Raw genomic sequence first — 24,943 nt, 5'->3', positions numbered from 1 at the left:
TAAGAAGTGACAGAGTATGAAGGTTGGTTGTTGACGTTGTCTGTCGAAATTAATTTTGGCGCAAGTATCTATGCGCATTTCATCGGGTATGGCAAAAAGCACAGAAAGAAGAGTGTCCGCGACGGCGCAAGTGCGTCGCGCCGGCTCACGATACGTGGTTGATATAACGGCGCCGCGTCAACGGTTCTTTAGCTGCTGCGCGCTTCGTGTCAATCGTGTGCAACGTGTGGAGGGAGTGCATGTGGCCGCTGCCGGGCCTGCGACGTGATGCGGGATGGTTGAAGAGCCAGTTGATTGCAGCTTTTGTTGCGCGGGTTCTCATGGAGAAATTGCCACGGTCGCCGGCAACGGGAGCGTGGCAATTTATTGCTTCATGACCGGCCGATGCAACGGCCGGCCAATCGGTGCTTACGGCCCGACGCGCAGGACGACTCCCGTTGAAATCTGCACCATCAGATAGTCGCCGCCAATGCCGACCCACGAATAGCCGCGCGGCGGCGGAGCCAGCCGATACGCGCGCCAGTCGTCGATCACATACTGACGGTCGCGGTATTCAGGAGGCAGGCGATCGCCCTTGCGCCAATGTCCGGGCGCGTTCGCGGAGTTGCCTGGGCCGTCGGGGCTGTGTCCGGGTGGCACCTGCTTGGGGCCATGACCATTCGATTCATGACCATGGTTGGGCCCGTGACCGTGACTCTCCCCATGACCGTGGTCGCCGCCCTTGCCGGGGTTGTCGTGCGGCGGTTGTGCGAGAACGAGCGACGATGCCAGCATACCCGCGCTCATCATCGACGCGAGAAATATGCGGGATTTATTCATTAACTATCTCCTGGAATTAGCGGCGTGAAGGTGCAGGGCACCAAACCGGACAGCGTGATCTGAATCTGTCAGGTTTGTATGTTAGCGGACCCAGGTCACCTGCGCGCACAGGAAATCTTGCCAACCGTTGCTCGCGCAACTAGCAATGTTTTGCGTGCATTCGCGTAGCAGGCAGCCGCAATTCCTCTCACGCTTTTATGCGAATTCGCGATTCAGAGCTATGCCCTGCATCGGAAAAATGCGTTCGAAATTCTCCGTTGCAGGCTTATCGCGGCACTGCATCGACTAGCTCATGCTGATTGCAATTCCGGCTGCGGTGCTATTCGAAGCTTGCGCTTCGAGTTCGTCCAGTCGCAGCAGGAGAAGGTCGAGTGAGCGCAATTGTGCATTCGTAAGGTGCTGCGAATCGAGTAGTCGATGAAGCCGCAGGCGCCAGTAGGCGGCCGGCAGGATTGGCCCCGCGAGATCTCCTGTCATTGACGCGCTCATGACTCGCCCCAGATGCGCGATCTCCAGGTCTATTAAAGTGACCATGCCCCCACCTCGCAACGTTCGTTCTTGTTGTCTAACCAAGAGTTATTAGACATTAGTCCAAATGCGGCAAATAACCAATGGGGGCGATTATTGACGGGCGGCTAAAGCGGTCGGCAATTTTTTTGGGGAGAATGCACACAGCATTAGTGCAAGGGGAATCCAACGTCTTTTTCCTTGCAACAGCAAATGTTAAATATTTGTGGCAACGGCCTTTGCGATTTAAAACATATCTCCGCACTTGACGGTGCACGACGACATGCGGCGGCATGCAACCCGAGGCGGGCCGCATGCCGTCTCTTTCAGTTGCAGTTCAGGCTCTGCTTCGCGGCGAAACAACGCGATTGCTGCCCGGTACTGCATTGCGGCCAACGGCCGAGCCGCCGCTTTCTTCAATCGGCGGCTGATGGCGAAAACCCGCACTGCCCGACACGATCGCGATAATCGCGCCGACGATCAGCGCTGCGAAAGAGAACCAACTGGCGCGAGCGACGCCGCGCGCGGCCGTGTCAGCGGTTTCTCGGGCCCGTTGTCCGGCTTCGGGGCTGGACGCCATCGACGCCGCCGACGCCATGGCCGACTGCATCTGCTGCTTGGCAGTGTCAACGATGGAATTGGCTCCGCCTGGCTGATTGGCCGCAGTCGCGCCCACTTGCGCGCCGACTTGCGCACCCGTCGCCGCAACGCTTCCTGCAGTGCTGACCGCTCCCGTGATGAGCGAAGTCATTCCGTAGAGAATGAACAGCGTCATGACGGCCCATGCCAGCAGGCCATGCAGCCATCCGAGCACGGGCGCGCACCGTCCTGCGTAGTACGAACCGACGAAGACCGCGAGAACCGTCGTTATGATTACCCACACGCCGGAGCCGAAGCCGAAGCCTTGCAACGGGTCGGGTTTGGACATCGGCGCGAGCAGCGACGCGCCGATAGCCGTGCCCAGCACGCTCATGACCAGATAGACGATCATCGAAAGAATAACGCCCGCGAAAATCGGGCCCCATGACAGCCGCGGCAGGCCGTCTTGTGTCGTGAGAAGTTTCATGGTGTCTCCTGCAGAGAGGGAAGAGGTCGCCTGGTGCCGCGCACATGGCCCGGCACTCCGGTTTGCGCAAGCGCCATGCCGTGGGCGCCAGTGACGCGCCGCGTCAGCGCCTTGCCGCGCTATACGCGCCGGCTTCCTCAATCAGCCAGGTTCTGAAGAGTTCGAGTGGCTTCCCGTGACTTAGCTCTGTCGGATAGACAAGGTAATACGCGGATTCCTCGACCGTGGTGGCCGCGAGCGGAATGACGAGGCCGAGTTGCGACAGCCGTTCGTCGACGAAAAATTCTGGAACGAGGGCCACGCCGAGTCCTGCGGCAGCGGCGCTGATCAGCATGGAGTGCAGTTCGTACCGGACGCCTTGCATCGTGGCGTTATCTTCGACGCCGAGATTGGCGAACCAGCGGGACCAGGCGTCGGGGCGCGTCGTCGAATGGAGAAGCGGGTAGTTCAGCAATTCGTGCGCTCTCCTGACGGGCTTTGCAAGCAGTGACGGCGCGCAGACGGGCACGACTTCCTCGCCGAAAAGATAGTCCGACGACGTGCCCGGCCAGGTCGGCTTGCCATAGTGAATGGCGGCCTCGAAATGCGACTCCTCAAACGGGAACGGGTCGGTGCGAACACCCATGTTGATTCGAACGTCCGGGTTGCGGTCGTTGAAGTCCTTCATTCGCGGAATCAGCCATTGCGATGCAAACGTGGGAAGCACCGCGAGTTCCAGGTAACCGCCTCCGCTGCCGTGCGCAATGATCGACAGCGTGTCCCGGTCCAGATTCTCCAGCGCCCGGCGCACCTGCGTACCGTACAGACGCCCGGCGCGAGTCAGCATCACGCGCTGCTTCGAACGAACGAAAAGGCGCACGCCAAGATTCGATTCGAGCGTCAGGATCTGCCGCGAAACCGCGCTCTCGGTCAGAGACAACTCTTTCGCAGCATGAGTGAAGCTTTCGTGCCGCGCCGCGGCCTCGAAGGCCAGCAACGCGCTCGTGCCGGGAACCTTAAACTTGCGCATGTTAATTCCAAAAAGTCATCAAGTGGCAATTTAATCTCGCTTTACGCTGGGTGCAACAATTTGAATAATGAGAATCACGTAAGCTTGGCTACCCCTTCGCCTACCTTCTGGCTACCAGTTCCGGTATGCCGTCGATGAACACCTTCCCGCTGCGGCGGCGCGCCCCCGAGAGAAACGCAGATGCGCAATTCGAACGTTGAACGCCTGTTACTGAAACTGCTTGGCCCGGCCAAAACGGAGTCGCTCTTTACAACCCTCAAATTTCCGAGCGCACTGGCGGATTGGGAAGACGGCACGGTGACGCGCGCCGAACTCGCGCAGGCGATGAACATGGCCTTATTCGAGGATCTGCTGGAGCGTTCGCCGAATGGGCGCGCCTATACGACCGAGACAATCGCGAACGGCGGCTCTGTGTACTTCGATCACGGCGCGTTGCGCACGGTGAGGTGGGAGAGCAACGGGGCGTTGCCTCCGGGCGAGGCGGCATTCACTCGCATCCTGCGTCCGCTTGGCTTCAGGCTGAACGGCCGCTATCCGCTCGACAAACTGGGCATGACCGGCCGTGCGTACGCGCATGAGGACGCGCCCGATGAAATCGCGCAGTTCTTCGTGAGTGAGTTGCATCCCGAACGCTTCTCCAGCGAGTTCCAGCAGGCGGTCACTAACGTTGTCCATTCGTCGAAAGATCCGTTGACGCCGCTCGCCGTTTCGCAACTCTGGGAACTGGAGCGTGAAGGCGCGCTTGCTATCGACGCAGCTCACAAGTTGCTGCCGGTCATTGTCGGCGCGTTCGCTCGCCAGCACGCTCTGCCGAGCGAGGCGGACTACGAAGTCCTGTTGCGCGAATCAGCGGAAATGGCGTGGATCGCTACCGAAGGCAACGCCTTCAATCACGCGACGGATCGGGTGGAAGACGTGTTCACGCTGTCGGACGAAGAGAAGGGCAAGGGCCGGCCCATGAAGCCCGAAGTCGAGCGCTCGCGCTCGGGTCGCGTCTTCCAGACCGCCTATCGCGCGGACACGGTCGAGCGTCAGTTCAGGTCCACTGGCGACAAGCTCGTCACGCGGACGGTACCTGGCTCCTTCTATGAATTCATTACTCGCAAGCGCACTTTCGATCAGGCGTCGCGTAGCTGGGTCACGGACCTGCGTTTCGACGCCGGTAATGCGCAAGGCATTTTCAAAATGACCGCGAACGCGGCACAGTAGGGTGCCTCCGGCCGGTGATTCAGGCCGGTGGCTCACGCTGATAAGGCGTTCCGATCCTAATGCACGCCGCATTTCCTATCAGAAATAACGCTTGCGAGCGCGCCGCGGCAGCGGAAGCGGTTGATGTTGCCGGCAAAAACCCGCGCGTGTATAGTTTCCGAACGTACCAAAATTTCGTATTGGAAATTCAAAGAGGTCTCAATCGTGAAAGCATCCGCCATTCTCTCGGAACTCGGCATTTCCCATCTCGCCGAAGCGGGCGACATTGCCGTCCATTCGCCGATCAACGGCGAACTCATCGGCCGCGTTGCGAGCCGGACGGTCGCCGAGGTCGACGCCGCACTGGCCAGCGCCCAGAAGGCCTACGCAGGCTGGCGCAACGTGCCGGCGCCGCGCCGCGGAGAACTGGTGCGTCTGCTGGGTAACAAGCTGCGCGAGCAGAAGCACGCGCTTGGCAGCATCATCACGCTCGAGACCGGCAAGATCCTTCAGGAAGGCCTCGGCGAAGTGCAGGAAATGATCGACATCTGCGATTTCGCGGTCGGCCTGTCGCGTCAGCTTTACGGCTTGACGATCGCGTCGGAGCGTCCGGGTCATCGCATGGCTGAAACGTGGCATCCGCTCGGCGTGTGCACGATCATTTCCGCGTTCAACTTTCCCGCAGCCGTGTGGTCGTGGAATGCCGCGCTCGCGCTGGTGTGCGGCAATGCGGTCGTCTGGAAACCATCGGAAAAGACACCGCTCACCGCGCTGGCAGTCGACAAGATCCTGCAAGACGCGTTGAAGGAATTCGGCGACGCTCCCGAAGGCCTGACGAGCGTCGTGAACGGTGGCCGCGATGTCGGCGCAAAGCTGGTTTCCGACCCGCGTTCCAACATCGTGAGCGCGACGGGGAGCACGGAAATGGGCCGCGCGGTCGGCGTCGAAGTGGCGCGCCGTTTTGGCCGCTCGATTCTCGAACTCGGCGGCAATAATGCGGGCATCGTCTCCGGCAGCGCCGATATGGAACTGGCACTGCGCGGCATCGTCTTTTCTGCGGTCGGCACGGCCGGTCAGCGCTGCACGTCGCTGCGCCGCCTGTTCGTTCACGAAAGCGTGTACGACAAGGCCGTCGAACGTTTGAAGGCGCTATACAGCAAGGTGGTGATCGGCAATCCGCTGGAGCAGGGCGTGCTGATGGGACCGCTGATCGACGAACAGTCGTTCAACCGCATGCAAGCGGCGCTCGAACAGGCAAAGAGCGAAGGCGGCAAGGTGTTCGGCGGCGAACGTCATGCGGTTGCCGGCAATGAGAAGGGCTTCTACGTTCGTCCGGCCATCGTCGAAATGCCTTCGCAAACGTCGGTCGTGCTGAAGGAAACGTTCGCCCCGATTCTCTACGTGCTGAAGTACAGCGACTTCAACGACGCGATCGGCGGAAACAACGCAGCGGTTCATGGTCTTTCGTCATGCGTCTTCACGACTGACCTGCGTGAAGCGGAGCGCTTCCTGTCGGCGTCGGGCAGCGACTGCGGTATCGCGAACGTGAATATCGGACCCAGCGGCGCGGAAATTGGCGGCGCGTTCGGCGGCGAGAAGGAAACGGGCGGCGGTCGCGAATCGGGCTCCGACTCGTGGAAAGCTTATATGCGGCGCGCGACCAATACCGTCAACTATTCGTCGGCACTGCCGCTCGCTCAGGGCATCGATTTCAACATCGGCTGAGCGTTTTGCGCTGCACGTACACGGCTGTTTAACCTCAGCCGTTTTTTTGCGCGAGCTGTCGTTGCGGCCCTGCCGGACAAGTCGGCCACTGTATGCCGGGGTGCCCTTTCCGGGGCAGCCCGGTTATGTGCAACCTGGAGCGAGTCGTGAGTTCACAAGTCGTTATTGTCGGTGGCGGCGTTATCGGCAGTTCTATTGCTTACTTCTTGCGCGCTTCCGATCCGACGGTTTCCGTGTCCGTGATCGAACGTGATCCGAGCTACGCGAAGTCGTCGTCGGCATTATCGGCCGCTTCGATCCGGCAGCAGTTCTCCACGCCCTTATCGATTCAGATGTCGCTGTACGGTATCGAATTTCTGCGCAATATCGGCGAGCTTCTTGAAGTGGACGGCAACAAGCCCTCGATCGATTTGCATGAAGGCGGTTACCTGTTCCTCGCCACGGCCGCCGGCGACGCAACGCTGCGCGAAAACCACGCGTTGCAGAAGAGCCTTGGCGCGGACATCAATCTGATGGACCAGCAAGCGCTCAAGGCCAGGTTCCCCTGGCTGAATGTGGCCGACCTCACGTCGGGCGCCTTCGGGGAGAGCGGCGAAGGATGGTTCGACGGCTACGGCCTCGTGCAGGCGCTTCGCAAGAAAGCGCAGTCGCTAGGCGCGCGCTACATTGCCGCCGATGTAACCGGTGTCGTTCGCGAGGGCCGCAAGATCACGCACGTCATCGCCAGCAATGGCGAGCGCTTCGCCTGCGATACGGTCGTGAACGCGGCAGGCGCATGGGCGCGGAAGATCGCCGGCATGATGGACATCGACATTCCGGTCTTTGCTCGCCGTCGCAGCATTTTCAATGTGTCGTCTCCGGCTCGCCTCGCGGATTGTCCGTTGCTGATCGATCCTACCGGCGTCTATTTCCGGCCGGAAGGGAAGACCTACATTTGCGGCACATCGCCGGGCGCGGATAACGATCCTGACGATCTGCCGCTTGACGAGGTAGATCACCGCCTTTTCGACGACGTCATCTGGCCGACGCTTGCGCATCGCGTGCCGGAGTTCGAAGCGCTGCGTGTCGCGAACTGCTGGTCAGGCTATTACGAGTACAACGTGTTCGACCACAACGCGATCATCGGCTATCACCCGCAAATCGAAAACTGCGTGTTCGCGAACGGGTACAGCGGACATGGTCTTCAGCAAGGCCCCGCAACGGGCCGCGGCGTAAGCGAACTGATTCTGAATGGACGCTACGTGTCGCTCGATCTCTCTTCGTTGAACTGGGAGCGTCTGCTCGAAAACCGCCCCATCGTGGAAAAAAACGTGGTGTAGGCGACCACGAATAATGCGTGACGACCTGAGCTCAACCGCCGAAAACATGTACGAATTCACCGCTCCTTTCCAGAATCCTTCAGGCTCTCCGATTCGCGAACTGTTCAAGTATCTGGGTGAGCCAGGCATGATTTCGTTCGCGGGCGGCTATCCGGCTAGCGATCTGTTCGATGTCGACGGTTTGCAGCAGGCCGAAGCTCGCGCATATCAAGACCCGAACAGCTGTCTGCAGTACGGGCCGACCGACGGGTTGCCGCGTCTGAAGCACGAGCTCATAAGCCTGATGGCGCGTCGCGGCGTGCCATGCGCGTTGAACGAAATGCTGGTGACTACGGGCTCCCAGCAGGGACTCGACCTGCTGCTTCGCGTGCTGGTGAGTCCGGGCGATGTCGTGTTCACCGAACAGCCTGCGTATCCGGCAACGCTTCAGGCACTCAAGCTTCAGCAGGCGAAAATCGTTGCCGTGCCGGTGGATGCGCACGGCCTCAACGTCGACCATCTCGCCGAGCTTCTGGCGTCGGGTACGGTCGCGCGCCCGAAGCTGCTCTATACGGTTCCGACGTTTGCCAATCCGACCGGCGCAACCATCACGCGGGAGCGCCGCATCGCCTTGCTGAAGCTTGCGGTGCAATACAAATTTCTTATTGTCGAAGACGACGCGTACGGCGATCTGCGCTTTTCCGGAGTTGCGGTCCCGTCGATCATTTCTCTTGCGGCCGAAGTAGAGGGCTCACGTGACTGGGTCGTGCATTTCGCGAGCCTTTCGAAGATCGTCGCGCCTGGACTGCGCGTAGGTTGGACAATCGCACCGGCCGAAATCACGCGCCGTTGTGTGATTGCAAAGCAGACAGTCGACCTTTGCAGTGCGCCGTGGACGCAGGCCATTGCCGCCGAATATCTGGCCGACGGTGCGCTCGAACGACACCTGCCGCGCATCACCGAAATGTACGGGCGCAAATGCGAGGCGCTATGCGAAGCACTGCGCTCGCAGTTTGGCGATACGCTCCAGTTTCATCGGCCTGACGGCGGCATGTTCGTCTGGGCGCGTATCGAAGGCATCGACGCGTCCGCGCTTTTACAACGCGCTATCGAGAACAAGGTCATGTTCGTGCCGGGCAAGGCATTTTTCGCGGACAGGATCGACCCTGCGTCGTTGCGTTTGTCGTTTGCGGCGCCGGGTATTGCCGATATTGAAGAAGGCGCAAAGCGCCTGCGGCGTGCATACGACACAGCGGCGCGCAACGTTGTCTTATCGTGACGCCGGCCCCGTCGACTCTCTGACCTGCAGTAGCGCGTGCACTTCCTGACCGCGTTGCGCCCGCTTGCCGTCCAGCATGTCGAGCAGATATTGCGCGGTGAGTTGTCCGATCTCACGCGTATCCACGCGCATCGTGGTGAGCGTGGGGTGAATCTCTCTGGATATCTCGAGATCGTCGAAACCCGTTATTGATAGCTCTCGCGGTATGGCGATGCCGAGTTCTTCCGCTTCGCGCAGCACGCCAAGCGCGATGTGATCGTTGCCGCAGATAAGAGCAGTTGGGCGTTCGCTCGCCGCTTGCCAGATGGAGCGCAGACTGCGGCGCCCGAACGCGATTGTCGATTCCCCCTCGCACATGTGTTCGGGTCGCACCGCGAGGCCGTGACGTTCGAGCGCCGCCCGAATACCGGCGACGCGCGCCTGCACCCGGTCGTTGTCGCGCGTCGGCTGAATGCACACCGCGAATGAGCGATGACCGAGGGCGATCAGATGTTCGGTCATTTGCACATACGCCGCGAAATTGTCGAAGCCGATGCAGACGTGCGGACTCTCCTTGCGGTACGCGTAGGTCACCGCATACGGCACGCGGTAGAGCCGCAACGCGTCGAAAAGTTCTGGCGGATGCGCCTCACCCACGATGGCCATTGCCTCGACGCCTCGCGCGAGCATCGCGCGCACCTGCACGAGCGCTTGCGTGGGATCGTAGTTCGAGCAGCCGAGAACGAGCGTAATGCCGCGCGTCGCAAACGCGGCTTGCATGCCGCTTACCTGCGAGGCGAACACCTGATCGTCTAGCGTGGGAATGATGATGCCCGCGATGTGGCTGCGCGTAGACGCAAGCGCGCGCCCCGCGGCGTTGGGAAACCAGTTCAGCGCGAGCGCCGCCTGTTCGACGCGCTCGCGTACCGCAGCCGATACTTTCTCCGGCTCGTTGTAGACGCGCGATACAGTCGCCGTCGATACGCCCGCCAGCTTCGCGACATCTGACAACACCGTGCGGCCCGTCCCGCGGCGCACGCGGCTCGTCTGAGTTCGGGCTGTAGCGGCGAAGCCGGTTGTGTCTGGTGTGTCGGGCGTGTCGGACATGAGTTCGGAGTACGGGGTGAAGCTGGAAGCCTGACATCTTACCGTTGCGTCACTCTTGGCGTAGCCGCGACGATCGCCCGAGGCACGGGTTATCGCTAGCGGCTGGAATCCAGTGCCGCGATGCGAGCGCGGAAATGCTCGGTGCCGGCCACGATCTTGTCGAGTATCGCATCCAGCGCCCAGAACCGTTCGCGGACGTCGTAGTCGATTACGCGGCAGCGAATCGAATTGAACGTGCCGATGCGCTGGTGGTACATCTTCGCAAGCGCGGGGTAGCCGAGCGATTCGGAGACGGCGGCGAGCACGAGGAACGTCGCGAGTTCATCTGCGAGGGCAGGGTCCCGGGCCGCGTCGTTGCGCAGCCATTTGTACAGGTCAGTATGAAAGTTGGTGAACACGCCGTTAAAGCCTGCCGAACCGGCTTTCATCGCGTCCCACGCAATCGCCGCGTTGGCGTTGAGGATCTTCAGCGGCGAGCCTTGCGCCAGCGCGACGCGGCGCTTCACGGTCGCGAGATCGCAGCTCACGTCCTTTAGCATGATGAAGCGGCCAGTGTCTATGCATAGTTTTAGTTCGTCATCCGAAAGAAGTCGTCGATACGGTGCGGGGCACTCGTACAGACCTAGCGGCAGGTCGGACGGAAGACGCGCGAGCAGCCGCTTCAGATTCGCGGCGAATGCCTGCGTGCCCTCGCGCGCGGGATCGAGCCGGTTGGTGACTAACACAATGGCTTGTGCGCCCGTCGCTGCCGCAACGTTCAGTTCTTCGGCTTGCGCGTCCGGATCGTCGCTGATGTGGCCGGACACCACGACAGGGATTCGCCCGGCGACCTTCTCGACGACGAACCGCCCGAGCGCGCCGCGCTCGGCGAGCGTAAGAAACTGCATCTCGCTCGACTGCGCGACCGCAAAAAGCGCGTCCGATCCCTGCGCTAAATACCATTCGATCAGACGTTCAAGGCCGGCGTAGTCGATCGCGCCCGAGTCGTCGAACGGCGTCAGCATCACGGGAACAATCCCTTCAATTGACACGGTGGGTGGCTTCGCGATTGTCATGTTGTTGTGCTCCAGAAGAATTTGATTGGACGGGCGAGAGGCGAACGGTTCATGCCGGTGCCTGGATCGTCTCGTTTGTGGCGGGCGTGTCGGCGATCGGCTTGCGCACCAGCAGCAGATAACTCATCGCGCCGATAAACGCGATTCCCGCGGCTGTCAGCAAGGCCGGCACGAACGACCACGTCTGCGCGATATAGCCGGTGAAAATCGGCGCGAGTGCGCCGCCGAGAAAGCCGCCGAAATTCTGAATCGCGCCGAGCGAGCCGACGCGGTTCGGCGGCGCGGCCGCTGTCGCGAGCGCCCACGAACTCGCGGATGCGGCGTTGGCGAGAAAGACCACGACCGAAATACAGACGATTGCCAGCACGTTGCTTTCGACGAGCGCGGCCGGAATCGTGAACGCGACCATGCCCAGCATTGCAATGACCACGGCGTTACGGCGGCTCGCGACCGGGCTCGCGCTGCGGCTCGTGATGAGATCGGAAAACCAGCCGGCCGTGAGCGAGCCGAGGAAACCGCAGAAAAACGGCACCGACGCGGCGACGCCGGTGTGCATCAGGCTCATGTGACGCTCCATGGTCAGGTAGCCTGGCAGCCATGTCAGATAGACCCAGTTCAGATAAACGGAGCCGAAAAAGCCGATCAGCATGCCCCACGTGGTGACGTGCGAGAACAGCGAGCGCCATTCGGCGAATGTGACAGTCGGTGCCGGCTTACGGTCCGCTTCGTCGCCTTCCAGATAACGCCGCTCTGCCTCGCTCATGGTCGCCTTGACCGGGTCGCGATAAACCGCGAACCATACGGCCGCAACGATCAGACCGGCCGCGCCGGTCGCGATGAATGCCCATCGCCAGTGGAAGTTCACGACGAGCACCGACAGGCAGAGCGGCGCGAGCGCGGTTCCGAGCGGTGACGCCGAATTGAAGATGCCGGTCGGCTTGCCGCGTTCGCGCAACGGAAACCAGTTGCTGACCACGCGGGCTGCCGACGGAAATTGCGGCGCTTCGCCGATGCCGAGCAGGATCCGCGCAAGCACGAACCAGCCGAACGTTGAGACGAAGCCGCCCGCGGCCTGCGCGAGCGACCACACGATCAGCCCCATGCCGAGAAGTTTGCGCGGTCCTATCCGGTCGACAAGGCCGCCGACCGGCAACTGGAAGAGCGCATAGCTCCACGAGAATGCGGACAGCAGCAGTCCCATTTGCCCGAGCGTCAGGCCCATGTCGTGACGGATCAACGGATTGGCGACGGCGAGCGTTCCGCGGTCAAGATAGTTGACGATGCCGCTCACCATCAGCAGCGTGAGCGCCACGACCTGGGCGCGGCGGATTTTCGGCGGGGGCTGCTCGTGGCTCGAGGTTGCGCTCATGATCGTTGTCTCCGTTTCATGTTGCGATTCAGGCGGGGCGCACCGATGCGATGTCGGGCGACCGTGAGTTGTGCGGCGATTCAAGCGGGCGCTGGCGGGGGTGTGCCACCTTCGTGGTGGCGATCGGCGCTTGATCCCTTGCGGTACCTTCAAACTGCAGACCACCAACTCAACTGTTAGCGCTTACATTTGAAACGCAAGCGTTCCCAGTTTTTCCGACGGGCGCTCTTACGGCGGCCGGGAGATTGATGATAGCGCTTACATTTTGTGTCGCCTCGCTGGCGGGTGCAAGCTCGAAAAGCAGGTTGACGGGTAAACACTGACCATCACCGGCTGTTGTAAGAGCCGCACAAAATGCAACGCGGCAGCAGGCACTCAGTTTGCTCAGCGCTCGATGCCCTTGTGTCCACACAGCTTCGATAACGAGAACAACCATGCAACCTGACCAGACTGCTACCGAGTTTTCCCAGTCGCAACCGCTGCTCGCGACTCCCCTCGCAGGCGTGAGCGAGGGCGCGGCTCAGCGCCAGATCGGGCTGCTGCCGGCGGTGACGTTCTGCTTCGCGTGGCTATTCGGGCTGGAGCCGTTTCTTAATGGCGCCGCCGGCGATTCATCGCAGCGCGGTCCGGACCGTCATTGATGTATGTGGGACGCCGCACTGACGCCTTGTGAAAATTCCACTTGCGGCTTCGGCGGTTTCTACATCGTCAAGCAGGGGTGCGGCAGCACGCGGTGCGAGCGCCGTTCGCGGGAATAACGGTTGCGATGCTGTCGGCGGGAGTCCTTCCCGTCCACAGGAGCCTGTCATGCAAACCGATCCGACCGTCGATCCCGTAGCCGACCCTTCGAATCAGCCGCTCGACGCGCCAGAAGAGCAGCCGCGCCCGCTGCCCGGCACGCCGCCAGACACGGACCCGCTGACCCCAGGCAGCGCTCCCGACGACAAGGCTCGCTAGCACAGTCTCGCCAGCCGCCGTGAACCACGGCAACAGCGCTGCTGGAATTAGGGAATCTACGTGTGAAAAGGCGCACGGTCGTGCCGTTAATGTAGATGGAAGGCTGTTCGATGCATTGCCGTCCGCTTTCAGCACAGGGTTGGTCACGCGGCGGTCGGCGTCGCAGTTCACCTCCGGACACGCCCGTGCTGAAGGCTTCACTTACTGGCCATGAATACGTATTTATGCGGCATTTGTGCCGCACTTTCCCCACGACCGCCCGAAGCGCGGCTTTTCATTGGCTCGGCCGGAAGCGCTGCGGCCAACGTTCTCCGGTTGCTCACGGCGCCAGCAGTTCACGCAAATAACCACATTGATTAAAGTCGCTGAATGCCGAGATAACCGGTTATCGCGAATAGGCGTGGATTAAAGCGACTATATCCAGTCAATTAAGTTCCCCGCCTTTTCAAATGATTGATCCCGCGCCCGTAATGACGCCCACACTGCGCAATTAATCATCAACTATTCATTCCCGAAGTACGCTTTTCTACGCCGCGCATTACTTCGGCCGTATTACAGGCTGTTGCATTCGCACAACTTTAGTTATTGAAAAGTTGCAAATAATTTATGTCCGGAGCAGGTCGATGGCCTGACCCTCATTGCGATAACTTTCCCAAAAACAAAGACTTAGCCCCTAAGGGCAATCGATTATTGCCAAATCGGCAAGACCGTGTTGTGCGAATTGCGGGCGTCCGTTGTCCGGGTGGCCCCCTACACTCACGCTTCGTTTAGAGGGTGCCCCAGCCGGGCCAGAACGGTTCGGCGATAAGGGCGGTGGCGCGTTCGCGTACTACCGAGGCTGGTCCCGCTCCCCCGCGAAAATTTATCGAACAGGAGTCCCACGCATGAAAAAGAGTCTTATCGTCGTTGCGGTTGCCGCATCGTTCGCTTCCGTCGCTCACGCACAAAGCAGCGTCACCCTGTACGGTCTGCTGGACGCTGGCGTGACCTACACGAGCAACGTTGCTCACAACTCGAAGTGGGCAGCCGGCAGCGGCGGCATCGACCAGAGCCGTTTCGGTCTGCGCGGTTCGGAAGACCTGGGTGGCGGCCTGAAGGCAATCTTCACGTTGGAAAGCGGCTTTAACGTCAACAACGGCCGTTTCGCTAACAACAACGGCATGTTCAACCGTCAGGCATTCGTCGGTCTGTCGAGCGCGCAATTCGGTTCGGTCACGCTGGGCCGTCAATACGACGCAGCGCAAGACTTCCTGGCACCGCTGACCGCAACGGGCAGCTGGGGCGGCACGTACTTCGCGCACCCGTTCAACAACGACAACCTGAACACGAACGGCGGCTTCGCAGTTAACAACTCGGTCAAGTACTCGAGCGCTAACTACGCTGGCTTCACGTTCGGCGGCACGTACGGCTTCTCGAACCAGGCTGGCGCATTCGCAAACAACCGCGAATACAGCCTCGGTGCTGCTTACCAGTGGCAAGGTCTGCGTTTCGGCGCTGCTTACGCACAGCAGAACAACCCGGGCGCAACGAACGCTGCTGGCACGGCTAGCAACGGCGGCGCGACCGACGGCGGCTTCCTGGGCGCAACGGGCAACTTCCGTCAGCGTGAATTCGGTGCAGCAGGTTCGTACGCTTTCGGCCCGGCAACTGTCGGTCTGGCATGGACGCAATCGCGTATCGACAACGTTGCAGGCGTTCAGCAATCGCTGCGCGCTAACAACTACGAAGTCAACGGCAAGTACAACCTGACCCCGGCTCTCGGCCTGGGCGTGGCGTACACGTTCACCGACGGCAAGGGCTATGGCACTGCCGCAAACGGTGGCTCGACGTCGGTTCGTTACCACCAGATCGGCCTGCAGGCTGACTACGCTCTGTCGCGTCGTACGGACGTCTACGCTCAAGCCGTGTACCAGCACGCAATGGGCGACGGCGGTGTCGCTTCGATCTACAGCGGCGACATCACGCAAGCTCCGTCGTCGTCGAAGAACCAGACGGCTGCTACGGTCGGTCTGCGTCACCGCTTCTAAGCTTCAGCAGAAGCTGCTTGTTGTTCAAAAAGGTGCCGTTCGCGGCACCTTTTTTTATGCGCGTTCAGTTTGAACGCAACAGCCGGATCAGGCGGGCTGGCCGACTTTGAACACCGCGACAGCCTCGCGCAACTGCTCGGTCTGCTCATCGAGCGAACCTGCCGCGGCCGCAGCCTGTTCGACCAGTGCGGCATTGCGCTGCGTGACGTCGTCCATCTGGCGAATCGCGAGGTTCACTTCGCCGATGCCGGAACTCTGTTCATTCGACGCCGCCGCGATTTCGTTCATGATCGCCGTGACGCGGCCCACCGCCTCCACCACCTCGCCAATCGTACTGCCGGCCTTCCCGGCTAACGTCGAACCCTCGCCGACCTGCTCGACCGACTGGTCGATCAACACCTTGATCTCTTTCGCGGCTGTCGCACTGCGCTGCGCCAGATTGCGGACTTCACCCGCCACAACCGCAAAGCCGCGGCCTTCCTCACCCGCGCGTGCTGCTTCCACGGCTGCGTTGAGCGCGAGAATATTCGTCTGGAACGCAATGCCTTCGATCACGCTGATGATCTCGCCGATCTTGCGTGAGCTGTCCGTGATGCCGGCCATCTTCTGAACGACGTCATTGACGACTTCGCCGCCGCGCGCGGCGATGCTTGATGCGTCCTTTGCCAGTTCGGACGCAGTTGCTGCGTTGCCCGCGTTCTGCGTGACGGTCTTGGTGAGCTCGTCCATGCTCGCGGCGGTTTGTTGCAACGACGCGGCCTGTTCTTCGGTACGGCTCGACAGGTCCAGATTGCCTGCGGCGATTTCCTTCGAGGCGACCGTGATCGTTTCGGCCGAATTCTTGATGCGTGCGACGGTGGCTGCAAGCTGATCGCGCATTTCACGCAACGAGAACAGCAGGCTGGAGGTGTCGTCGCGGCGCAAGTCGATACGCGTAGCGAGATCGCCGCGTGCGATGCGCGTGGCGATTTCCGCCGCAGCGGACGGTTCGCCGCCGATCGAGCGCGACACATTGCGCACCACGCGCGACGCGACAAAGGACACGACTACGCCCAGCACCAGCAACATGCCGCCCGAGCGCAGCAGCGTGGCGTAGAACTCCGCCTGAATGTCGTCCATGTAGGCGCCGGCGATGAAGTCCCAGTTCCACGGCGCGAAGCGCTTCACGTAACCGATTTTCTCGCTCGGCTTCGTGTCGCCGGGCTTCGGCCACCAGTAACGCAGATAGCCGGCGCCGGTGGCCGAACCGCCCGCGGCGGCGATGTCGTGATACAGCGCATTGCCCTTGGCGTCGCGAAAGCCGCTCATGTCCTTGCCGTTGAGCTGCGGACTCATCGGGTGCGCGACCATCACCGAGTCGCTGCGCACAATCGTCACGTAGCCCGAGGTGCCGTAGCGCTGCGCATTGACGCGGGCAATGGCTTGCTGTTTCGCTTCGTCGACGGAAAGCTTGCCGGCGTCCGCCTGCTTCGCGTAGTCGGCGACAATCGACGCCGCCATGTCGGTCACATCGGCCAGCGCCGAACGCCGTGCGTCCATCTGTGCGCTACGTGCTTCGAACGCGTTCACTACGGTGACGATCAGCAGCGCCGCCCAGCAAAGCAGCAGGGGCACCCATAACTTCTGTTTCAATGTCAGACGGTTCATTTATTGGATTCGACGGTTCGTTGAGCGCGAGAGATAGGAGCGCTTGCCAGGCAGCGCCATAGTTCGCATAACGGCTGTCGAAGCGGATTCTTTATCCCTGGCCAGACGGGCGTGTCGGCACCGCGCACCAAACAAATCAAATAGTTGCGCGGTGGTCACGGGGTTCGCGCGCACGGCGCGCGACGCTACGCATTGAACAGTTCGCTGCGCGCGGCGTCGATGATTGTCGCGACAGCTGGGTGACTAATGCGACGTTCGATCGAGATCGCGAAAAATTCCTCGACGATGGTGTTGATTTGCCCGACGGAAGTGAGTTTGTGTTCGGCCTGCAACTGGTTCTCCAGCACCGTCGGCGCGAAGAGCAGGCCGCGGCCTTCGCGTCCGAATGCGAGTGCCATCGCGCTATCGTCAAACTCGCCGACGATGCGCGGTGAGATGGCACGCGATGCGAGCCAGTGATCCAGTTTGCGGCGCACCGCCGATTCGGTGCCTGGCAGCAGAAGCGGCAACTGGCCGAGCGACATGGGAAAGCGCTTCCGCACACCCTGCAGCAGCGCGTCGGCGCCAAAGCAACTCAGGGTAGAGCGGCCGAGCGGGTGATTAAACGCCTTGATATTGACGTCGGCGGGGATGGGCGCGTCCGCGATGATCAGGTCGAGGCGGTGCACGGCCAGTTGAGCGAGCAGCGCGTGCAGCTTGCCTTCGTGGCAGATCACGCGCAGCGAAGCGGGCGCGCTCAGCGCGGGTTCGAGCAGCCGGTACGCAATCGCCTTGGGCACCGAGTCCGCAATGCCGACGCGAAACCTGGATTGCGTGCCGACCTCCTGCTCGCGGCGCACCGCGCTTTCCAGCTCGGAGCCTAGCGAGAAAATTTCGTCGGCGTAGTCGAGCGCCAGCCGACCCGCATCGGTTAATTCGAGCGTGCGCCCGCTCTTCTTGAAAAGTTTTTTATCCAGCGCCTCCTCGAGCAGTTTGATCTGCCCGCTCAGCGTTTGCGGCGTGATGTGAAGTTGCTCACCGGCACGGACGATACCGCCCGCGTGTGCCGCGACCCAGAAGTAGTACAGATGCTTGAAGTTCACGCTCCCTCCGTCAATCAAACGACGTTACGGTTTTTTCGAATGATCAGCAACAAAAATACGAATTTTCCGTTGTCTCGCGTTAGGTTAGATTCAAGGCTCGGCCCGAGGCGTTAGCGGGCGGCAATTAGAGCTGACAGAGGTGACTTATGGCATCCGTTGCACAGTTTCTGCGTTCGAAAGCGTCCCAGACAGTCTGGTCGATCGAGGCGTCGGCGTCGGTGTACGACGCGATTGCGATCTTGGCTCACCGGCAGGTCGGCGCGCTGATCGTGGCGCACGAAGGGCGCATTGCCGGCATCGTCACGGAGCGCGATTACGCGCGCAAGATCGTTCTAATGGACCGTTCGTCGCGCAATACGCCGGTTCGCGACATCATGTCGACGGCGGTGCGCTACGTCGGCCTGGAGCAGACGACCGAGGAGTGCATGGCAATCATGACCGGCCACCGCATACGTTATCTGCCTGTGATCGCCGCGGGGCAGGTGATTGGAATGGTGTCGATCGGCGACCTGATCAAGAGCCAGATGTCGGAGCAGGAACACACGATCCAGCAGCTGGAGCACTACATTCACGGCAACAGTTCGCAGTCCGCGCATGGCGGAATGCAGGCTGGCCGATGGCAAGTTTAACGACGAAAAATTTTACTGTCCGTAAGGTAGCCGCGAAAAGATGACGTGCGGCGCGGGCGGCCCCTGACACATCAAGAGAGGTTCATATGTATAAGCAAACTATCGATCGCTTGCGGCGCGTTGCCGGCAAGGTGACACGCGGCACCGTAGCGCTCGGTCTCGCGGGCGTGCTCGCGCTTGGCGCGCTCGCGGCCAACGACGCGCAAGCAAAGCGCGTCGGCGGCAGTCAAAGCATTGGGCGCCAGTCGCAGATGGCGTCGCCGTCCGCTCCGGCGCAACGAAGCCAGCAAGCTCAGCCGGCGCAACAGGCCGCGCAGGCGCCGGCCGCCACGCCGGCGCGCAACCGCTGGTTAGGTCCGCTGGCAGGCCTCGCCGCCGGCTTTGGTATTGCCGCGCTGCTGTCGTCACTTGGCCTGGGCGCGGGGCTCGCGCAAATGCTGTCGAATGTGCTGCTGATCGGTCTTGTGGTCGTTGCCGGCGTGATGCTGTTCAGGTTCATCGCCAATCGGCGTCGCCCGGATCTGGCGTATGGACACGGCGCCGCGAACCGGTCGCAGACCAACGGCTCGCCGCTTCATAACCAGCCCGGTCACGCGCGGCCGGACACGAACTTTTTCGGCATGCAGCGCGCCGCGACGAATCCGGCCGGAGCAACGGGCACGGTGACGGCGCCCGTGCAACCGCTCGGGCTCGATCAGGCCGAGTTGGTGGCATTGGCGAAAAACATGTTCATGCGTCTGCAAGGCGCATGGGACCGCAACGAGCAAGGCGACCTGTTCGAATTGACTACGCCGGAGATGTTCGCGCAAATCAAGCGTGATCTGGAAAGCCGCGGCAGTGAGCCGAATCGTACGGAAGTGCCGCAACTGGAAGCCGAAGTGCTGGGCGTGGAAAACACCGCGGACGAGACGCTCGTCAGCGTGCGCTTCTACGGCCAGATGCGCGAAGACGGCGCAGCGGCTGTCCAGCCGTTCCGGGAGGTGTGGAACATTGTTCGCAGCGTACAGGGCGACCAGGCATGGCGGCTTGCGGGCATTCAGCAGCTCGACCGTTAAGGAAACGGGTGTTAATTCGCGGGGACATCTATTAATGGATGCTCCCCGCGAGCATGAGAAAGCGGCTAATCGGCCACTGACTATTGCGCTCTATCTGGCATTGGCCGAACTCTTTTTCCACCATGTCGACAGCACCCATTCGTCGGCGGCGAAATATAGCGGAAGCTTCGCGGGATAGCCGAGGTCGCGACTATATGCGATGCGGTGACTTGCTGAATACCAGTGCGGTATCACGTAGTACCCGTTCATCAATACCCGGTCGAGCGCGTGTGTCGCGTCGGCAAGTTGCTCATGCGTTTGCGCCGATACCACTCGTCGCAGAATGGCATCGATAGCCGGCGACTTCACGCCGGCCAGATTGTCGGAACCCTGCTGATCCGCATACTTGCTGCCGAAACGCGAAAGCTGTTCGGTACCCGGCACCTGGACATCGGGCAATCGCACGGTTGTCATGTCGAAGTCGAACGCGTCGAGGCGCTTTTGCACGAGCGCAAAATCCGCGGTGCGGAAATTCATCGTAATCCCCAGCTTCTGCAGATTGCGGCCGAACGCGGCGGCGACCGGCTCCATTGACGTGCCGCTACCGCTGTCGTCGAGAAGTTCGAATACGAACGGCTGCCCATTCATGTTGCGCAGCGCCCCGTTGCGATAAGTCCAGCCCGCCTGCGCCAGCAGTTGGCGCGCCTTGACGAGATTGGCGCGCAGCGAACCGGGCGGATCGGTGTCGGGCTGTTGCGGCATCTCGCCGAACACGGCCGGGTCTAGCTGTCCGCGCAAAGGCTCCAGAATCGCTAGCTCTCCTTCGCCTGGCTTGCCGGTCGCCTGCAAGTCCGTGTTGGCAAAGAAACTGCCAGTGCGCTTGTACTGATCGAAAAACAGCTGACGGTTGAGCCACTGGAAGTCGAGCGCGAGATCGAGTGCCTGACGTACCCGCACGTCGCGGAAAATCGGCCGTCGCAAGTTGATGAAGAAGCCTTGCATGCCGGCGCCGTTGTGGTGAGGAAACTCGCGCTTGATCAGCTCGCCGTTGTCAAAGCGCTTGCCGACGTCGCGCCGCACCCAACTCTGCGCGACGTTCTCGCCCAGCACGTCGTACTCGCCTGCCCTGAACGCCTCCAGCTTCGCGACTGCGTCGGCATACAGCTTGTAGTCGATGCGCGCAAAGTTGTGCGTGCCCACGCGCACCGGCAGCGAGGCGCCCCAGTAATTGGGGTTGCGCCTGTAACTGATGGTGCGGCCGTTGTCGTATTTGTCGATCAGATAATCTCCGCTCGCTATCGGCTTCTCGAATGCGAGTTGATCGAAAGGAATGCGCGTGCCGTCCGGCCTCATGCCCCACTTGTGCGAAAACACCGGGATTCCGCCCGCGAGCAGCGGCATTTCGCGCGTCGCGACCTTGTAATCGAAACGGATCGTGAGGCGGTTGACGACCACGGCCCGCGCGATCTGCGCGAAGTACACCGAGAACTGCGGCAGAGCCTGCGGACTCTTCAGCGTGTCGAACGAGAACTTGACGTCCTCGGCAGTGACCGCGTCGCCATTTGAAAAGCGCGCTTGCGGATTGATGTGGAAGGTGGTCGAAAGGCCATCTGGCGCCACGTCGATGTCGTCGGCGAGCAGGCAATACGCGCTCGCGACTTCGTCGGAACTGCCGGTGGTCAGGCTCTCGAACATTAGCCCGAGTCCGGGCGCCGGATTGCCGCGCAGTGTGAACGGGTTGAATTTATCGAAGCTCGTCAGGCGATCGGGATTCGCGAGAACAAGCGTGCCGTCGCGCGGTGCGTCGGGGTTCACGTAATCGAAATGCTTGAAGTCCGCCGGATATTTGGGCTCGCCATATTGTGCGATCGCGTAGACGGCGCACGCCTGATTCGCGATCGACATGGCCGATCCGCCGAGCACGAGCGCGACCAGCAGGCGCCGGATGTCGCGCGCGCGTAACCTCGTGTGAGTCATAAACTCCCTTGGCGCAATGCTCCAATTCGTAGGTGAATTGGACCGCCACGCGCCGCCGGCGTTTCAAGCAGCAAGTCGTCATCCCGACGTTATTGCATTGGGATGGCGTAATCCGGCGCCCGCCGTCAGCGCCGTTCAACTCGTGAGGGCGGGAGCCCGGGTTGCAAAAAATTGCGCAAATCTGCGCAGGTCAGTCCGCATGCGGCGATGCCGCAGCCGGCGCCAACTCCGCGAGCAGCGACATCAGATATTCAATGTCCACCGGCTTGACGAGATGATGGTCGAACCCAGCGGCCTGCACCCGCAGATGATCGTCCGCCTGGCCGTATCCCGTTACCGCGATCAGCACCGGCCGGACCTCGCCCTTCAGGCGGATCAGACTGGCGAGTTCATAGCCGTCCGTGTCGGGCAACCCGATGTCGAGCAACGCTGCGTCCACAGGCTCCGCTTCGGCTTGCGCGAGAGCGTCGCTGGCGCAGTAGGCGACGCTGACGTGATATCCCTCGCTCTCGCAAAGCAGCGCGAGTGAGTCGGCGGCGTCCTTGTTGTCGTCGACGATCAGCACATGCAGCGAAGCGCGCTCCGCATGCGAATGACCCCCGGCCGACGGTTCGTCGTGCAGCGGCGCAGGCACTTCGGGCGCGTGGCAGAGCGGCAGCCTGATCGACACCGTGGCGCCGCGGCCGGGTCCGGGACTCGCAATGTCGATCGAGCCGCCGTGCAATTCGACAAGCTTTTTCACGAGCGACAAGCCGATGCCGAGGCCGCCATGCGCCCGGTCCAGCGTTCGCTCGCCTTGCGCGAACAGATCGAAAATATGCGGCAGAAGATCGGGCGAGATGCCGCTGCCGTTGTCTTCAATGGTGACGGTGGCGAAGCGTTCGTCGGCGAGGGCGGTCACGCAGACGTTGCCGCCGGGGTCCGTGTACTTGCACGCGTTGTTCAACACGTTGACCAGAATCTGCGACAGCCGCAGCGGGTCCGCGTGGAGCCAGACCGGGGTGGGCGGCAGCCGCACGGTGAGGTGCTGGCCGCGCGAACTCGCCATTGACGACACCGTTTCGAGCGCACCATAAACCGCCGCGCCGACCAGTAGCGGCTCGCGTCGAAGCACGATGCGGCCGTGCGTGATGCGCGAGACTTCGAGTAGATCGTCGACGAGTTGCGCCATGTGATCGACCTGCCGGCTCAGCATGCCGACCAGTTCGCCGGCCTTCAGGCCGGCTTCTTTCTCTCGACGCAGTAAGGCAATGGCATTGCGCATCGGCGCGAGCGGGTTGCGCAGTTCGTGCGCGAGCATCGCGAGAAATTCGTCTTTGCGGCGATCCGTTTCGCGCAATGCGAGTTCCAGCGTTTTGCGCTGCGTGACATCCACGGCGCTCGCAATGACGCGCCACGGGCGGCCGTCGGCGTCTCGCTGCAACACGGCCTGGCTTTGCAGCCAGCTTTCCCTGTTACCCAACGAAATGCGAAATTCCAGTGGTTTGTCGAATTCGCCGGTGAGCGCGACGCGGCGCATCGCTGCGTCCACCGACGCGCGGTCTTCGGCGTGCACGCGATGAAGCGCCGCGTCGTAGCTGAGCGCGCTCGGCGCGGCTTGCACGCCGGGCACGGCGTCGACGCTGTCCCAGCAGAGCGTCCATGAATCGAGCGACAGATAGCCAATCGTCATTCTGGCGGCGCGCATGGCCACCTGCAGGCGCAGATTGCGCTCTTCGAGCGCGGCGGCTGCGGCGCGTTCGTCGGTGACGTCCGTCGCCATGCAAAACCATTCGCGCAGCGTGCCGTCGTCGTCACGTAAAGGCGCGGCCCGCGCGACCAGCGTCCGCCAACTGGAATCGCGCCGGCGCAGCCGGAACGTCATCGAGCCCGGCATCTCGGTCTTCATGATCTGCGACCACTTATCGCGAGCGCTTTCCTGGTCGTCCGGGTGAACGAGGTCGAGCCATTCGCAGCCTGCGGTCATGCCGTCCTGCGCCGCGAATGACTGCCAGTTGCCGAGCTGATGCGTCTTCCCCTGTGCGTCCGCGATCCAGGTGAGTTCGGAACTCGCTTCGACGAGCGCGCGATAGCGCTGTTCGCTGCGTTCACGTTCTGTCTGCGCGTCGTGCTGTTCGGTGATGTCGTATGTCACGCCGAATACGCGCTCGATTTCGGAGCCGGTTCCGCAGTCGGTCTCGCCGCGCGTCCGAAGCCACAAGCGCTGCCCATCCTCGAGCTGGATCGGAAAGTCCAGTTCAAACGGCACACACTGATGCAGGCGGCCGGTCAGCTCGCGCGCGAACCAGGCGCGATGACTTTCGGGGATTCTGTCGAACAGCCATTGCAGCGGCACTTCCGCCTGCTCGGGATCGAGACCGTAGATCTGTGCCAATTGAGCGCTGATTCGCGCGGTGCGGCTGCCCATGTCCCATTCCCACGCGCCGACACGCGCCGCGTCCAGCGCGAAACGCAGACGCCGCTCGCCGACCTCGTAGGCTTCGCCGGCTTTCACGAAGTCGTCGATGTCCATCGCGATGCCGCACGCGCCGGACACGACGCGCGCCTCGTCGAAGATCGGCCGTATGCGCAGTTTGTGCCAGCGGTATTTACCGTCGAAACGCTGCAGGCGCGCATTGACCTTCACGCTCTCGCCGTCGGTGAGCGCGGTGCGCCATGCATCGTGCACTTTCTTGACGTCGGATTCGAGGACGAACTGGTCCCAGTGCAACGTCGTGTTGGGCGCGAACGGATTGCCGAGATATTTGCGGCAGGCAAGGTTGGCATAAGTAACGGTTCCGCGTGCTTCGGCAGTCCACACGAGAGCCGGAACCTGATCGGCAATATCGTTGTTGCTCATTGCGTTATCAATCGCACTGTTCGTACTGCTTCCAGGAGAACGTCTGCTCGCATCCCAAGTGAGATTGAAGCGCCGCCCAGCACGGGCTACGCGAAGTTAATCGTCGTTTGCACGGTGCCTGGCTGCTATTGGGGAAATCATGGGTTTGCGCATTCGCATTGCCGCACGCGCTGTTCCCGGCGTGGCCAATTCTGCAGACGTTTAGGCACATTCCGTCGATATCCCGCTCACCTGGCCTCATTGTGCTCCTGAAACCGGCTGTAATAATACGGCGTGCGTGCAGCGGTCATGTGGCGCCATAACCGCAAGAGATCAGACATGCGGCGCCCATCGAGTGGGACAGGAGACGA

20 protein-coding genes are annotated in these 24,943 nt (G+C 61.6%); 9 read left to right on the top strand and 11 right to left on the bottom strand.

Features of this window, described 5'->3' with window-relative positions; genetic code table 11:
• Positions 1-408: 408 nt before the first annotated feature.
• The 4 genes from J2W46_RS05320 to J2W46_RS05305 form a co-directional block, all read right to left on the bottom strand.
• Positions 409-819: an RcnB family protein gene (locus tag J2W46_RS05320; protein WP_131316314.1), complete on the bottom strand. Its 411-nt coding sequence runs from the start codon at positions 817-819 to the stop codon at positions 409-411.
• A gap of 285 nt (positions 820-1,104) precedes the next feature.
• Entirely contained in the window at positions 1,105-1,353 is a 249-nt protein-coding gene (locus J2W46_RS05315; protein WP_027804445.1) for a hypothetical protein, read from the bottom strand.
• Between the two features lie 310 nt (positions 1,354-1,663).
• Positions 1,664-2,392 (bottom strand): YrzE family protein, encoded by a 729-nt coding sequence (locus J2W46_RS05310; protein WP_310351898.1) that lies wholly within the window; start codon positions 2,390-2,392, stop codon positions 1,664-1,666.
• A gap of 103 nt (positions 2,393-2,495) precedes the next feature.
• Entirely contained in the window at positions 2,496-3,401 is a 906-nt protein-coding gene (locus tag J2W46_RS05305) for a LysR substrate-binding domain-containing protein (RefSeq protein ID WP_020066869.1), read from the bottom strand.
• Between the two features lie 180 nt (positions 3,402-3,581).
• On the opposite strand from J2W46_RS05305, the gene J2W46_RS05300 reads away from it, so the two are divergent.
• The 4 genes from J2W46_RS05300 (at position 3,582) to J2W46_RS05285 (ending at position 8,891) form a co-directional block, all read left to right on the top strand.
• A complete protein-coding gene (locus J2W46_RS05300; protein ID WP_310351894.1) occupies positions 3,582-4,610 on the top strand; it encodes a DUF1338 domain-containing protein in 1,029 nt (342 codons plus the stop codon).
• A gap of 204 nt (positions 4,611-4,814) precedes the next feature.
• On the top strand, positions 4,815-6,314 hold the full coding sequence (gene amaB, locus J2W46_RS05295; RefSeq protein ID WP_310351892.1) for an L-piperidine-6-carboxylate dehydrogenase: 1,500 nt from the start codon (positions 4,815-4,817) through the stop codon (positions 6,312-6,314).
• A 146-nt stretch (positions 6,315-6,460) separates the two neighbouring features.
• Positions 6,461-7,633: an NAD(P)/FAD-dependent oxidoreductase gene (locus J2W46_RS05290; RefSeq protein ID WP_310351890.1), complete on the top strand. Its 1,173-nt coding sequence runs from the start codon at positions 6,461-6,463 to the stop codon at positions 7,631-7,633.
• Between the two features lie 46 nt (positions 7,634-7,679).
• Positions 7,680-8,891, top strand: a complete 1,212-nt coding sequence (locus J2W46_RS05285) for an aminotransferase-like domain-containing protein (protein ID WP_310352068.1) — start codon at positions 7,680-7,682, stop codon at positions 8,889-8,891.
• Here the strand turns inward: J2W46_RS05285 and J2W46_RS05280 are convergent.
• The 3 genes from J2W46_RS05280 to J2W46_RS05270 all read right to left on the bottom strand — a co-directional run bounded on the left by J2W46_RS05280 (position 8,883) and on the right by J2W46_RS05270 (position 12,401).
• Positions 8,883-9,977, bottom strand: a complete 1,095-nt coding sequence (locus J2W46_RS05280; protein WP_310351889.1) for a LacI family DNA-binding transcriptional regulator — start codon at positions 9,975-9,977, stop codon at positions 8,883-8,885. The two genes, J2W46_RS05285 and J2W46_RS05280, sit on opposite strands and share 9 nt — an antisense overlap.
• A 95-nt stretch (positions 9,978-10,072) precedes the next feature.
• On the bottom strand, positions 10,073-11,032 hold the full coding sequence (locus J2W46_RS05275) for a dihydrodipicolinate synthase family protein (protein ID WP_087752046.1): 960 nt from the start codon (positions 11,030-11,032) through the stop codon (positions 10,073-10,075).
• 49 nt (positions 11,033-11,081) lie between these two features.
• Positions 11,082-12,401, bottom strand: a complete 1,320-nt coding sequence (locus J2W46_RS05270) for an MFS transporter (RefSeq protein ID WP_310351886.1) — start codon at positions 12,399-12,401, stop codon at positions 11,082-11,084.
• Positions 12,402-12,835: 434 nt separating this feature from the next.
• Here J2W46_RS05270 and J2W46_RS05265 point away from each other — a divergent pair, with 434 nt between their 5' ends.
• The 3 genes from J2W46_RS05265 (at position 12,836) to J2W46_RS05255 (ending at position 15,385) form a co-directional block, all read left to right on the top strand.
• Entirely contained in the window at positions 12,836-13,042 is a 207-nt protein-coding gene (locus J2W46_RS05265; RefSeq protein WP_310351885.1) for a hypothetical protein, read from the top strand.
• Positions 13,043-13,208: 166 nt separating this feature from the next.
• The gene (locus J2W46_RS05260) at positions 13,209-13,358 is read left to right on the top strand and encodes a hypothetical protein (protein WP_165572595.1); all 150 of its coding nucleotides are present in this window, start codon (positions 13,209-13,211) and stop codon (positions 13,356-13,358) included.
• Between the two features lie 884 nt (positions 13,359-14,242).
• Complete coding sequence (locus J2W46_RS05255) at positions 14,243-15,385, top strand: porin (protein WP_310351883.1); 1,143 nt, start codon at positions 14,243-14,245, stop codon at positions 15,383-15,385.
• Between the two features lie 87 nt (positions 15,386-15,472).
• On the opposite strand, the gene J2W46_RS05250 is transcribed toward J2W46_RS05255, so the two are convergent.
• Together J2W46_RS05250 and nhaR are read right to left on the bottom strand one after the other, a co-directional pair.
• Positions 15,473-17,032, bottom strand: coding sequence for a methyl-accepting chemotaxis protein (locus tag J2W46_RS05250; protein ID WP_020066858.1), 1,560 nt, complete (start codon positions 17,030-17,032; stop codon positions 15,473-15,475).
• A 185-nt stretch (positions 17,033-17,217) separates the two neighbouring features.
• Entirely contained in the window at positions 17,218-18,114 is an 897-nt protein-coding gene (gene nhaR / locus J2W46_RS05245) for a transcriptional activator NhaR (RefSeq protein WP_020066857.1), read from the bottom strand.
• 146 nt (positions 18,115-18,260) lie between these two features.
• Here nhaR and J2W46_RS05240 point away from each other — a divergent pair, with 146 nt between their 5' ends.
• Together J2W46_RS05240 and J2W46_RS05235 are read left to right on the top strand one after the other, a co-directional pair.
• On the top strand, positions 18,261-18,743 hold the full coding sequence (locus tag J2W46_RS05240; RefSeq protein WP_310351881.1) for a CBS domain-containing protein: 483 nt from the start codon (positions 18,261-18,263) through the stop codon (positions 18,741-18,743).
• Between the two features lie 86 nt (positions 18,744-18,829).
• Entirely contained in the window at positions 18,830-19,798 is a 969-nt protein-coding gene (locus tag J2W46_RS05235) for a Tim44 domain-containing protein (RefSeq protein ID WP_310351878.1), read from the top strand.
• Between the two features lie 90 nt (positions 19,799-19,888).
• Here J2W46_RS05235 and J2W46_RS05230 read toward each other — a convergent pair whose 3' ends face one another.
• Both J2W46_RS05230 and J2W46_RS05225 read right to left on the bottom strand, forming a co-directional pair.
• Positions 19,889-21,754, bottom strand: a complete 1,866-nt coding sequence (locus J2W46_RS05230) for an extracellular solute-binding protein (protein ID WP_374726806.1) — start codon at positions 21,752-21,754, stop codon at positions 19,889-19,891.
• A 190-nt stretch (positions 21,755-21,944) separates the two neighbouring features.
• Entirely contained in the window at positions 21,945-24,593 is a 2,649-nt protein-coding gene (locus J2W46_RS05225; protein ID WP_310351875.1) for a PAS domain-containing hybrid sensor histidine kinase/response regulator, read from the bottom strand.
• Positions 24,594-24,943: the final 350 nt, after the last annotated feature.

This window comes from Paraburkholderia strydomiana (genome assembly GCF_031456815.1).
Lineage (GTDB): Bacteria > Pseudomonadota > Gammaproteobacteria > Burkholderiales > Burkholderiaceae > Paraburkholderia > Paraburkholderia caledonica.
Note: the sequence above shows the minus strand (reverse complement) of the source record. Positions and strands in the feature narration are given on the sequence as shown.